This is a genomic window from Halomicronema sp. CCY15110 (assembly GCF_016888165.1).
Lineage (GTDB): Bacteria > Cyanobacteriota > Cyanobacteriia > Phormidesmidales > Phormidesmidaceae > Halomicronema.
The window spans coordinates 26,076-38,207 of the sequence record NZ_JACSWC010000281.1 but is presented as its reverse complement, the minus strand read 5'-3'; the positions used below and the strand labels follow the sequence as shown (position 1 = coordinate 38,207).

Genomic DNA, 12,132 nt, shown 5'->3' with positions numbered 1-12,132 from the left:
GCTCAACTCTCGATACTGGTAGGTTGAGCGCAGTCGAAACCGGATTGAACGGGTACTTTATTTAGTTGCAGATCCCTTAGTTGGCCAGAGGCGCGAGCACCGTCAGCGCTTTGGGCAAACATTCAAACTCGACCGTTTCGGCGGTCACAATTTCGCCATCAATCACGACCTTTTGCGGTGGCTCGGTGATGATTTTGACGCGCTTGGTCCGCAGGCGAATGATGTCCTCTCGCTGGGTGGGTGTATTTACCAAGGCCGAGGCAAATAAGCTGGTGAGGGTATTGAGACCTTGCAGCCGGGTCTGAGGCGTCGCGATCGTCACGTCCAATAGGCCATCGTCCACAATGACTTGACCGAAGCCTTGGGCCAGCACTGAGGTGGCGGGGGCGGCATTCGCCACGGTGATGGTTCCCGTTTGTACCTCCGTGCGTTCGCCATCAATGTCGATAATCGCTTTGAAGGCGGTTTGCTCTTGAAATTGCTGCACCCCGGCCAACAGATAGGCGAGGACGCCTAGGCGATTTTTGAGTTCGCGGTTGGCGCGATCGACCATTTCGGCCTCAAAGCCAATGCCGGCCAACAAGACATAGGGCTGACCGTTGCAGCGAGCCACATCGACGACGCGGGTCGTGCCGGCCAAAATTGTGTCGCAAGCGCCCCGAATGCCGGCCGCAATGCCGAGTGCCCCAGCAAATGCATTGGCGGTGCCACGGGGAATGATGCCCAGGGGAATGTCGGTGTTGACTAAGCTACTGGCAACTGCTGAGACGGTGCCGTCGCCACCTGAGGCGAGGACGATTTCGGCTCCGGCGGCGATCGCTTGCCGCGCTTGCTCCACCGGATCGGTCTCTTCATCAGTCAACACCACCTTGAGGTGGATTTGGGGTTCGAGCAAGCTGCGAATGAGGGCGAGATCTTGGTCGGGATTGCCTTGTCCTGCCACCGGGTTGAAAATTAAATGACCCACCCGTGATTTCTGGAGCGTGGCGACGACCGCGTCTGCCGTCGCCAAGTTGGTGGCGAGGGGGACGTTGTACACCTCGCAGACCCGCAGCAGCGCCCGAATATCGGGCTCGTGGGGTTGAGCATAGAGCGGATCCACCAAAAAAATCACCGCTGCGACATTTCCAGCCACGACCTGCGCCGCAATCTGGGTGTCTCCTCCCAGTGGCCCGGATGCCATGCGCTCAACGGTAAGTTCCGTGGCTTGGTTCACCCGCTGGCCTGTGGTGCCGGTCGCCAGCAAATGATATTTGGCCAGCACCGGACGATGTTGGGTGACAAACGCCACCATGTCATCTTTTTTACTATCGTGGGCAATGAGCGCGATGCAGTGTGTCATCCTGTGACCCAGATCAACGTTGGCCGGTTGGGCTGGCGACCAGACCATAACTAGCTTCCCAAAATCATAGCCCTTGCCCTGCTCCCTCGCAGCGGCTGGCGCTGCGAGGGAGCAGTTTCCGGAACCTGGCGGGTTGGGAAGAAATGCTTATAGAACCGCCATGCCGCCATGACTAGTGACTACCATGCAGGCAGCGATCGCTGCGCTTATGAAGGACCATGACTATGAACGATCGACCCGCCTTATCCCGCTCTAGCCGCATGTTGTTGACCACCTTAGAAAGCGTGCCCGGCCACAAGACGGTCAAACACTTGGGGCTCGTGCAAGGCAGCACTGTGCGCGCTAAAAATGTGGGGCGTGATATTGCCGCCGGACTCAAAAATATTGTCGGTGGAGAACTGAAAGGCTACACCGAATTGCTGCAAGAAGCTCGCCAAGAGGCGACCCAGCGCATGATGCAAGAGGCGAGCAAAATGGGAGCGAATGCGATCGTCAACATTCGCTTTGCGACCTCATCGCTGACCCAGGGCGCTGCCGAACTGTTCGTCTACGGCACCGCCGTACAGATTGACTAAAGCTATGGATGTTTTAGGCGTTTTTCTGATCCTGCTGGCAGTCGGATTTTTTGCCGGGTCACACATTGAGAAGAAACATCTGCAAGATTTGCACGATCGCGAGTATCGCACCCGCCAAATCAAATTAGTCAACATTGGAGCCAAGACACAGTTGCAAGAAGTCGATCGCTCCAAGCTCTTTGTGGGTAGCGTGGTGATTTCTTCCGACTATTTCAAAACTTTTGTGGCGGGGTGGATGAATTTTTTTGGGGGCCGCATCACTGTCTTTGAGTCACTGGTCGAGCGGGGCCGCCGCGAAGCCATCCTCCGCATGAAAGAGGAAGCCATGCAGTGGGGAGCCCGCCAAGTCGTCAACGTCCGGTTAGAAACGGCGGAATTGGGCGGCAACAACGGTAACGGGGTCGTCTCGGTTGAGATCATCGCCTACGGCACGGGTGTGCAGTAAATCAATTTCGCCTCAGGTTGTCTTTTACCAGAGGCGAGGCTGCTCTTCTCTCCTTAACTTTAAGCGGCTGCACCCCAGAGCTATTGAAACAGAGCTTGCCAAGTGGCGGGGCCAACAATGCCATCCGCTACGAGTTGAGCACTGGTTTGGAAATCCATCACTGCGGCTTCGGTGCCAGGGCCGAAAATGCCGTCGATCGCGCCATCATAAAAGCCGCGAATCTGTAAGTTTTCTTGCACTCGGGAGACGGCTGGCCCCACCATGCCCTGTCGTAAGATGGGCAACGCCACGGGGGCGTTCTCCTCTTCTGCGTCGGGCGCGGTGCCCCCATCAGTCGGGGGTGTGTCGGGGACGGCTGGCGGCGTGAACTCCGTGGATGGATTGGGCAATAACTTGGCCCAAGTCGCTGGCCCCACAACGCCATCATCCACTAACCCCGCATCTATTTGGAAGGCTTTAACGGCGGCTTCTGTCGTGAGCTGATAGCGGCCATCAATCGGGTCTTCAAAATAACCGAGCAAGGTCAACATGCCTTGTAGTTCGGAGACGGTGTTGCCGCTGCTGCCCAGTCGTATCGTTGGACGACTTGTGGTTTGGGCGAGTTCGACCGCGGCGGCATCGATCGCGATCGCCGCGATCGGCATCATCACCACAGTCGTTGCGGCCAAACCCAGTAATAATCCAGAACCAACTAAACGAGAGCGGAGACGGGCGCAATTCATAGATTTCACAAGCGGGGTAAACAGATGTGGCAGCGTCGGCAACATGTTAATTATCCAACTGTTATGGGAGCCGCAGTCGGCAATTGGGGCACATGACTATACCGCAAATTTTTCATAGGGTACCGTAGAGTGCTAGACGGTTAACCAATTCCTATGGTTTCTTTTCGCAATAGTCAGTTCCAGGCAATTTTGGTCGGCATGGTGATTGCCGATGCGGTGAGTCAGGGGCAGTTGCCTTGGGGCACTCGCGGCGCGGCGGCGCGGCCTCCGAGGGCTGGGGCCGCGATCGCGATTGTCCAAGATGACTGGTGTCACGCGATCGCCGCTGCCCTCACCGCGCCGTTAACTAGCCAGATGTCTGAGGCGGCGATCGCCACTGAGCCTCCGACCATTGCGGCCCTACTCACCGATCTCCCCCAACGGCTCAGCACCCTCGATCAACGGCCACTGCCAGCCGCCCTAGGAGACGAGAACCCGCCGCTGCCTCAGGTGACTATCTCAGCGATTTTTGACGCTTGTTTGCAAGCCAGCCTGCAACAAGATGCCGCTACCTTGTACGCCTTAGGTCAGCAGCTATCGCCTGCCCCGTCAGGGGCTCAGCCGCAGTCGAGCCCAGCGGCAGGGCTCAGTACCGCTCTGGAGGCGCTATTGACTGCCCAAGGAGACTTTCAGCTGGCTGTGGGCCAAAGCTTGCAGTTGTCGACGCCTCCCCCAGGCAGCGTCATCTTAACGGCTATCCTGAGCGCTAGTTGGGGCGATTTACCCAGCATCCCGATGCGCTATCGCCACTGGCTCCAGCAACCGAGTCCGCCTCGACAAGGCTGGCTCCAGCAGCGCTGGCACTGCTCGACCGGCAACCAGTTAGCGCTCTGGTCTGAAACTCTCTGGCAACGATGGTCGGGGCAATATTCCGGCAATCCAGAGCGATCGCCCTTGGTGGCGATTCAGCTCCCGAATCTTTCCTCAAACTGTGCCTTTCTGTAACCAAACTTTATGGCGTTTATAATATTGAGATAGCTACTCATAAAGGGATGATGAGACGATTGAGTCGTTGAAACTGGCTGGTTGCGGCCCGAGCGACGGCGTCTACCGACTAGCCACTGCGCGCACTGCGGTCGCTGCTGCCCGATCCCTGGCCTCTGAGCGGCTCTTGGCCCTGTTAAACCGATGGACTGGCTGGTTGGCCTGCCGCTACGCGACTGTTTGACTGGTGTGAACGATCTTCCAACTGAGGCATGCATTAATGGTTAACAAGATACGTCAGCGCCCCTGCCTATTGGTCATGCTGCATGGATAGGTCACCCCCTAATTGAGATGACCATGAACAAGATTTGGCGATGGTTTCGACACGGACAGCTCGGGTCAACCCCTCAGGCACCCCCCTCAGGTGAAGATGCTGTGGGGAGACGTACCGCTGAGCGTCCCCCCACAGCCAACTCACTTGACTCCGGTAGCCCGCTGCGATTTTGGCCCCGGCGTCGGGTCGAAGGGTTACTGATTCCCACTTTGCCGCCCCCGCCGAGTGTGAAGCGATCGCGCCCCAGCGATCGCCACAAGACCCAGCGTGTACGTCCGGCGATCGCCCTGAGTCTTTCGGTACTGGCGCTCACTGCGGCGATGGGACAGCGCTACTATCGCCAACCGGAGCTCCAGGTCGGCACAATGTCGCCGAAAACCATCATTGCGCCTGATAGTGCCTCGGTCGTTGATGAAGAGACCACTGAGGCCCAAAGAACCGCCGCCCGGAATGGGGCCGTTCCTGTCTTGGTGCCCAATCTGGAAGCCAGCCAAAGCATTCAAAACTCCCTCGATAATCTACTCAAGCAAGCCGAAATTCTGCGGGAGCAAGCGGGCGACTTTCCCCTGATTGACGGTCGTCAACTGCCGACGGCGACGCAAACTTATATTCGCGAAGCAGCGACGACAGAGTGGGCCCCCATCTGGTCGGTGGTGATTGCCGTCGCTACCGATTTGCAAGGCGCTGACAACACGGTGGCACCGCTGACCCTGCTCACTCAGCAGCCAGACTATGCTGACCTTACCCCTGAACAGCAAAAAGTGGCCCGCGACCTCGTCCGTTATCAGCAATTAGCCGACGCGTTAGAACTGGAAGCGTTGCAGCTCATCTTTGAAACGGCCCGCAATAATTTCCGCCGGGCCCAAGAAGGCTTCGCTCGCTTCGCAGAAGTGGATCGGGCGATTCCCCCAATGCCCGTGTTGCTGCGTCTTTCCGATGCGGAATGGCGTACCGTCCGCCAACAGGTGCGGCGCACGCTTGATTTGATGCTGCTGCAAGGCATTCCAGAAGGGGTGCAGGCAGATCTGCTCGCGATCGCCGTCAACGAACATTTGCAGGGGCAAATTCCCCCGGCGGCACAAGATCTGGGCCAAGAGTTGATCATGACGGTGCTCGGGCCAAACTTAGTCCAAGATCCTGAGAAAACCCGAGCCCAGGCCGAAGCCGCCGCTGAAAAGGTCGAACCTGTGACCGTGAGCGTCCAATCAGGTGACATTATCATCCGTCAGGGCGAAGAGATTGATCAGCCAACGTTTGTTCTGTTGGATTATTTCGCCCTCAGTCAGCGCCGGTTGAATGTGTGGGGACTGTTGGGCTTTGGGGTCTTGGTGACCGGCGGCGTCGTGCTGTTTCTGGTCGTCGAGCGCACCCGTCGTCCGGGTCTCCGAGGGCCTGATTATGTCTTAGTGGTGTGCATGATTTTGGGGGTGTCGGGCCTCAGTATTTTGGGCTTTGCGGTCTATAGTTTGCCCGCCCTGGGCCTCTTGGCGAGCAGTTTTTATGGCACGGCCCTCGGGGCCACGTTAGTCGGTCTCACGGCGCTGTTGCTGCCGGTGGGCACCCGAGTGAGTCCGGTGCCGTTGCTGGCCAGTGCCGCCGGGGGATTGGTCTGTAGCCTCATCGCCCCGCGCCTGCGATCGCGCGAAGAACTCGCTTTGCTCGGTGGCGTGGTCGGCATCATTCAGGGGGCGGTCTACCTTGTACTCACGTGGATGATTAGTCCCGTGGCGTTGACTACCTGGTATCTGCCGCTGACGGGGGCCATCATGCAGGGCATTTACGGCGTCGTTTCCAGCGTGGTCGCGCTTGGGCTGAGTCCCTATCTAGAGCACGTCTTTGACCTGGTGACGCCCATTCGCTTAGCCGAGCTGTCGAGTCCGAATCGACCCCTGCTGCAGCGCTTGGCTTCGGAAGCGCCTGGCACCTTTCAACACACATTATTTGTGGCTTCGCTGGCGGAAGCGGCGGCGCGATCGCTCCGCTGCAATGTGGAATTAGTGCGGGCGGGCACGCTGTACCACGACATTGGCAAAATGCATGACCCGGAAGGCTTCATCGAAAATCAGATGGGTGGCCCTAACAAGCACGACGAAATTGACGATCCTTGGGTGAGTGCCGACATTATCAAAAAGCATGTGAGCCAGGGACTGGTCATGGCCCGCCGCTGTCGTTTACCTCGCTCGGTGCGGGCCTTTATTCCTGAACACCAGGGCACCATGCTGATTAGCTACTTTCACCATCGAGCGACGGAACTGGCGAAAGACGATCCCGCCATCACCGTTGAGGAACCTAATTTTCGGTACGACGGTCCGATTCCGCAATCCCCGGAAACCGGCATTGTCATGCTGGCCGACTCTTGCGAGGCGGCACTGCGATCGCTCAAAGATGCTTCGCCTTCCGAAGCCTTAGCCATGGTCAACCGTATTCTCAAAGCCCGCTGGCGTGATGGCCAACTCGTTGATTCCGGCTTAACTCGGGAGCACATGAGCATCATTGCCCAAGTCTTCGTCCAGGTGTGGCAACAATACAACCACAAGCGCATCGCCTATCCCAAGAGTGTGCTGAATCCCGTAGCGGGTCGCACGTAGCTGAGAGGCTGGCGAGTAACTAATACCCAGGCTGGGGCTGGGTGGCCGAGTTAGTGGCGCGTCAGGAGCCGATACGTTGATTTCCAGCGCCGACCTAATTTGCCCGTCGATCAGACCAAGAGGCGCATTCATCATGACGGCTCGACTGGGCCACCGCTCACGCTCACGTCGGCCAAAAGTTAAGTCCTTGCAATCTTGCTGATCGGTTTCTGAAAAACTGATCCACACTGGGTGAGTGGCGATCTACCCCGGTCAACAAGGAGACGTTGAAGATGCCGAAGGCTAAAGCGCTGGGAAATACCTTCTTAAAGACGGAGCCGATTCCCTCTAGTGACTTAAGCGATAAAGAAAAGATCTATGTTCCTGAGGGGCATGAGTTTTTCATCTATCGCTACGCGCCAGACCGAAATCAGCACGTATTTATGGAACTGGCGTCACCGTTTCCGACCTTAGATCGAGCGGTGAAAATCCAAAAAGTTTACGCCTACGATCCCCATATCGAGATTGAGGGGGAAAAAGACAACGTCCCCGATAGTAAACTGCCCCTGGACACGACAAAGCTGATCAAGCTTCAGGTGCCCTACTTTCAGCAAAACGACAACGACTCACGGGTCTTTGGGGCGGGCTGGCGACAGTGCAACACCACCAGCAACTGCATGTTGGCGGATTATCTCTTGCAGGGCGCACTGACCAAAGCTGCCAAGCAAAAGGGGTATCCCGAACCGGAGTCGGTGTTTATGCGGATTGTTTCCAAGTATGGCGACACGATTGACCATCCGGCGCAAACCAAGGCGCTGAAGGAAATCGGCATCAATTCTTACTTCAGCCGCTCCATTTCTTCTAAAGATGTCATGCTGTCGCTCAGCTATGGTATTCCCATGGTGGTGGGGTTTGCATACAAGAGCAGTGGTCACATCTGTGTGATTGTGGGCCACGACCCTGTCCAGCGCAAGTTTTTGGTACACGATCCCTACGGCATTCGCTATGGGGCCAGCGATTCTTACGACATCAACGCTTGGGCGGCGTTTGATCCCTATTCCTACGATGTGATGCAGCGCATTTTTTGGGATATGGGCAACGAAGCCGGCTGGGGACGCATTGTCACCAGCGTTAACGGCAAACCAACGGGCCTACCGACGGGACTGTAAAACATGCGGCCAGCACCGCAGTATGTCAGCGGGCTTTAACAAAAGCAGCGGCAAGCTCGGTGAACCCCTCAAAATTCTGGAAAAATAGCGCGGTCTGTGTTGAGACCGCGTAAGAACAGCGTATGCTTACTGGTCGGGAGTGCTGGGCCGATCGCAACGGCTAACGCATCCAAGCTGCGATCGCAAAAACCATGTCGTGACCGATGAGTAGCGCTCTCCCTTTGCAATACCTATGGAGCATCCGGCGATGATGTTTGACGAACTAGACACCTCAATTGAAGATATTCGAGCCCGCGAAATTCTCGATTCGCGCGGTCGGCCCACGATTGAAGCTGAGGTTTATCTGGCGGGGGGCGCGGCGGGACTGGCGCAAGTCCCCAGCGGCGCATCGACGGGCACGTTTGAGGCTCATGAACTGCGGGATGGTGACGCGAATCGTTACGGCGGCAAGGGTGTCCTCAAAGCGGTGGAAAACGTCGAGGAAGCGATCGCCCCCGAACTCATCGGCGTCAATGCCCTGGAGCAATCCGTCGTGGATACGATCATGCTGGAAATCGACGGCACTGAAAACAAATCAAAAATCGGTGCCAATGCCATTCTGGCCGTTTCCCTTGCCAATGCAAAAGCGGCGGCCGCCGCTGTCGGTCTGCCCCTGTATCGCTACCTGGGCGGGCCACTGGCCAATCTTTTGCCCGTGCCGCTGATGAACGTGGTCAACGGCGGAGCCCATGCTGACAACAATGTCGACATTCAAGAATTCATGATTGTGCCCGTCGGTGCGCCGACCTTTGGCGAGGCGTTGCGTTGGGGGGCGGAAGTGTTCGAGAGCCTGAGCAAAGTCTTGAAGGGTAAAGGCTTGCTCACGGGCGTGGGCGATGAGGGCGGCTTTGCCCCCAACTTAGGCTCTAACCAGGAAGCGCTGGAATTGTTGATTCAAGCGATCGAGCAGGCTGGTTATAAACCGGGCGAACAAGTGGCCCTGGCCCTGGATGTGGCTGCTAGTGAATTCTACAAGGATGGTCAATACACCTACGATGGCGCGACCCATTCCCCCGCTACTTTGATTGATTACTTGACCGATCTGACGCAAAAATTCCCCATCGTTTCCATTGAAGATGGGCTGCATGAGGAAGACTGGAGTAACTGGGCAGCCCTCACGCAAAAGCTGGGCAGCAAAACACAACTCGTCGGCGATGACTTGTTTGTCACCAATGCCACCCGTTTGCAAAAAGGGATTAGTGAAGGCACCGGCAACTCGATTTTGATCAAGCTCAATCAGATTGGCAGCTTGACGGAAACGCTAGAAACCATTGACCTCGCCACTCGCAACCGCTTTACCTCGGTCATTAGCCATCGCTCTGGGGAAACCGAAGATACCACCATCGCCGATCTCGCGGTCGCGACCCGGGCCGGCCAAATCAAAACCGGTTCCCTGAGCCGTAGTGAGCGCATTGCGAAGTACAATCGTCTGCTGCGTATCGAAGACGAACTCGGTGACCAAGCCGTGTATGCGGGGACCGTCGGCATGGGGCCAAAAGTTAGCTAACTCGCAAACTGGACTAGGCGCGATCGCCCCCACCCACCGACCGACTATGCTGGAAATATTCCAGTTGGTCGGTGGGAGATTTCATCATGGTTCAACAATGGCGACCCCAAAGATGGGGGCGATCGCTCGTAGGCGCACTGCTAGCCGCTAGCACCGCCTGGCTCACCACAGGGGCGGCTCTACCCACCACGACACCCATGCGCGCACAATCTCTGCACCTGGCCGACATCACCATCCAAGTGCCCGTGATCATTCCCGGCTACCCGATAATTGTGGTGCCCCGGCGCGAGGTGGCACAGCCGGTGACGGTGCGCTTTATGGCTGAGGGTAACGACTGGGCCAGCATTTATCTGGACGGTCGGCTACTCTTTCGCGCTAACAATACTCGCCGCGACCATGTTGTCCGACTCGATCCCGGTGCGTATTATTTGGAGGTCACTGGGGTGACGAGTTTCGATCGCTGGGCCGCTGGCTATCTGGATGTCGGACGGAACGATGCCAACATCGTCGTTATTCGCTATGGCAAAGATTCTGGTGTCCGGGTCGCGGGTGATCCCAATGTCTGGCTACCCGACCAGGTGAACGATTGAGTGCTGGCGTGCAGTCTGCCGCGAGCATAGAGACCTGAACCCTCCAAGCATCGCCCCAATTTTTGTGATTGAGAGTTGATCGCTTGGTGGGTTAATTACTGACTGTGGGTTTCGATCTGTGCCGATAACTCCGCCCCCGCAGTCTGAGCCGTCCATGGGGCGATCGCTCCCCTGATCATCTGAAACCACCCAAGATTTGGGGCATCGCGCAGCTGGTAGACGCTTCCAATTTGTCTGTTGCTGTCGCCACTCAGGTGGCTCCAAAAGCTTGGATTTTGCACGCTCCGTGAGCTTCATCACGTAGCATGAAGCACATTTGAAGACGCTCTACGTTGTTCAATAATTTAGTCATTTCCGGTGCTCTAGAACACAGTGATGCCCCGTCGCCGATCTCACTACCTGAAAACTCTGACCAGGTTCGTCTGACACGTTGACCGTAATTTTAAGATTGCGTGTTTTATTTTAAGCAATGCAATCTACGGGAATATTCTGGTATTAGAAAGCACATTTTGATTCAGTGCTGATTTGGGGACTGGGATTCCTGTTCCCTATTGCTTGTCATAGTGTTAATCGGTGCAATTATGCTCAGTCAGCCGCAACTTACTCCCTCCACAACACACTTCAACGTCATGGAGTTATTGGTCGCCGACGAAGTCGATCGCCAACTACAAGACTTACCGTCGCGCTTAGCCAAGTATCTGAAACGGAGTGAAATTGAGACGTTTGCGCTCAATCGTTTACCGGCTCTGTATGCCGCGAGTGAACGTGGCCTCGACTATCAGCGCGCTAAGGCGCAGAAAGAGCTGCCAGGACAAATTACTCAAGCGGTTCGGCAAGCTTTGGCCGCCGTGCAGGGGGACCCGTTGCGGGCGGCACAGCCCCTGCAAATTGACGCCCCACAACAGCAAGCCGAAGCGGCCCTGGCCCTGTTGCAGCAATGGCTAGAAGCGCCCAATTTGACCTGGGATAAGGCGCTCGCTGTGCTGGCTCAGTGTCAGCGGCAGCCGACCAGCCATCCTCAAAGTGTGGCCCAAGCCTTGGTCTCGCCGACACCGCTGCCCCCGACTCGTCGGGCCACAGCGCAGGGCTATGCTAAAGAGGCGAGCGAACTCAAAAGTACCGCCCTGCGCCCAGGCGTCTATGGTTGCCGCACCACTTGGATTCCTAAGCAGCGTCAGGCTCAGTCATGGCAGCGCTAGTGTGAGGTCACTTTGACGATGTCGGTTGGGGACTAACCCAGTTGGCGATCGCACTTGCTACCGCCAATTGCTGACCGGCCGACCTCAACCGATCTGCCACTTAAATGGGCTAAATCATTAATTTGGCGTCATGACAGTGCTCCGGACCGAGCTAGTTGCCCAGAGCTTACTTCGTGCTCACGGCCTAACCATGCCGACGCATGGCGTCGATTTGCATGGCAAGGTAATCACGTTCTCGATAGTCATTGGCATAGCGGAGCTGATGACGCAATTCATTGATTTTTTGCTGCTTCTGCCGTTTCTGTTCGCGATCGCTATATTTCATTTGAAAACTCGCTTTGGCCCGTGCCTAACTACATCACCGCTTGCCGACCCCCGATCGTGCGATCGGGCAAGATTCCATGAGCCTTCAGAAATCAGCAAGGGGTATTTAAAGGCTGCCGCTAAAACTGTAGTAAATGATACGGTTTTAATGAATCTCAACAAAAAAGTGATGTCCATTGGCGGCGTTGAGAGGAGTGCCAGGCATGAAATGGGGGTTTCCGTAGAATGGGGACATCCTATCGCCCCATCAATGTCATGGTCATTGCCTTGCCCCAGACTCCGGCGACTGAGGTCGTGCAGCCCAGGTTTTGATGGAGGCCCCTGGTCCGAAACCCTGATTCATACCGATGCCATCA

Annotated in this window: 11 protein-coding genes; 8 read left to right on the top strand and 3 right to left on the bottom strand. The window is 56.5% G+C overall.

Features of this window, described 5'->3' with window-relative positions; all coding sequences use genetic code 11:
* Window positions 1-76: 76 nt before the first annotated feature.
* Complete coding sequence (gene mgsA / locus JUK32_RS11970; protein ID WP_204139088.1) at window positions 77-1,342, bottom strand: methylglyoxal synthase; 1,266 nt, start codon at window positions 1,340-1,342, stop codon at window positions 77-79.
* A gap of 260 nt (window positions 1,343-1,602) precedes the next feature.
* Here mgsA and JUK32_RS11965 point away from each other — a divergent pair, with 260 nt between their 5' ends.
* On the top strand, window positions 1,603-1,917 hold the full coding sequence (locus JUK32_RS11965) for a YbjQ family protein (protein ID WP_204139090.1): 315 nt from the start codon (window positions 1,603-1,605) through the stop codon (window positions 1,915-1,917).
* A gap of 4 nt (window positions 1,918-1,921) precedes the next feature.
* On the top strand, window positions 1,922-2,362 hold the full coding sequence (locus JUK32_RS11960; protein ID WP_204139087.1) for a YbjQ family protein: 441 nt from the start codon (window positions 1,922-1,924) through the stop codon (window positions 2,360-2,362).
* A gap of 80 nt (window positions 2,363-2,442) precedes the next feature.
* Here the strand turns inward: JUK32_RS11960 and JUK32_RS11955 are convergent, their stop codons facing one another.
* Window positions 2,443-3,030: a peptidoglycan-binding protein gene (locus JUK32_RS11955; protein WP_204139086.1), complete on the bottom strand. Its 588-nt coding sequence runs from the start codon at window positions 3,028-3,030 to the stop codon at window positions 2,443-2,445.
* A gap of 207 nt (window positions 3,031-3,237) precedes the next feature.
* Here JUK32_RS11955 and JUK32_RS11950 point away from each other — a divergent pair, with 207 nt between their 5' ends.
* The 6 genes from JUK32_RS11950 (at window position 3,238) to JUK32_RS11925 (ending at window position 11,452) form a co-directional block, all read left to right on the top strand.
* Window positions 3,238-4,068: a hypothetical protein gene (locus JUK32_RS11950; RefSeq protein WP_204139085.1), complete on the top strand. Its 831-nt coding sequence runs from the start codon at window positions 3,238-3,240 to the stop codon at window positions 4,066-4,068.
* A 414-nt stretch (window positions 4,069-4,482) separates the two neighbouring features.
* Complete coding sequence (locus JUK32_RS11945; protein ID WP_204139084.1) at window positions 4,483-6,969, top strand: HD family phosphohydrolase; 2,487 nt, start codon at window positions 4,483-4,485, stop codon at window positions 6,967-6,969.
* A 272-nt stretch (window positions 6,970-7,241) separates the two neighbouring features.
* On the top strand, window positions 7,242-8,117 hold the full coding sequence (locus JUK32_RS11940) for a C39 family peptidase (RefSeq protein WP_204139083.1): 876 nt from the start codon (window positions 7,242-7,244) through the stop codon (window positions 8,115-8,117).
* Between the two features lie 250 nt (window positions 8,118-8,367).
* On the top strand, window positions 8,368-9,663 hold the full coding sequence (gene eno, locus JUK32_RS11935; protein ID WP_204139089.1) for a phosphopyruvate hydratase: 1,296 nt from the start codon (window positions 8,368-8,370) through the stop codon (window positions 9,661-9,663).
* 86 nt (window positions 9,664-9,749) lie between these two features.
* On the top strand, window positions 9,750-10,253 hold the full coding sequence (locus tag JUK32_RS11930) for a hypothetical protein (RefSeq protein WP_204139082.1): 504 nt from the start codon (window positions 9,750-9,752) through the stop codon (window positions 10,251-10,253).
* Between the two features lie 629 nt (window positions 10,254-10,882).
* Window positions 10,883-11,452 (top strand): late competence development ComFB family protein, encoded by a 570-nt coding sequence (locus JUK32_RS11925; RefSeq protein ID WP_204139081.1) that lies wholly within the window; start codon window positions 10,883-10,885, stop codon window positions 11,450-11,452.
* Between the two features lie 184 nt (window positions 11,453-11,636).
* On the opposite strand, the gene JUK32_RS11920 is transcribed toward JUK32_RS11925, so the two are convergent.
* Window positions 11,637-11,777, bottom strand: coding sequence for a hypothetical protein (locus JUK32_RS11920; RefSeq protein ID WP_204139080.1), 141 nt, complete (start codon window positions 11,775-11,777; stop codon window positions 11,637-11,639).
* Between the last annotated feature and the right edge of the window lie 355 nt (window positions 11,778-12,132).

Bases quoted from the DNA above. Each gene is read 5' to 3' on its own strand.
- JUK32_RS11940 (WP_204139083.1), top strand. From the start codon at position 7,242: ATGCCGAAGGCTAAAGCGCTGGGAAATACCTTCTTAAAGACGGAGCCG.
- JUK32_RS11960 (WP_204139087.1), top strand. From the start codon at position 1,922: ATGGATGTTTTAGGCGTTTTTCTGATCCTGCTGGCAGTCGGATTTTTT.
- mgsA (WP_204139088.1), bottom strand. From the start codon at position 1,342: ATGACACACTGCATCGCGCTCATTGCCCACGATAGTAAAAAAGATGAC.
- JUK32_RS11920 (WP_204139080.1), bottom strand. From the start codon at position 11,777: ATGAAATATAGCGATCGCGAACAGAAACGGCAGAAGCAGCAAAAAATC.
- eno (WP_204139089.1), top strand. From the start codon at position 8,368: ATGTTTGACGAACTAGACACCTCAATTGAAGATATTCGAGCCCGCGAA.
- JUK32_RS11930 (WP_204139082.1), top strand. From the start codon at position 9,750: ATGGTTCAACAATGGCGACCCCAAAGATGGGGGCGATCGCTCGTAGGC.
- JUK32_RS11950 (WP_204139085.1), top strand. From the start codon at position 3,238: ATGGTTTCTTTTCGCAATAGTCAGTTCCAGGCAATTTTGGTCGGCATG.
- JUK32_RS11925 (WP_204139081.1), top strand. From the start codon at position 10,883: ATGGAGTTATTGGTCGCCGACGAAGTCGATCGCCAACTACAAGACTTA.
- JUK32_RS11965 (WP_204139090.1), top strand. From the start codon at position 1,603: ATGTTGTTGACCACCTTAGAAAGCGTGCCCGGCCACAAGACGGTCAAA.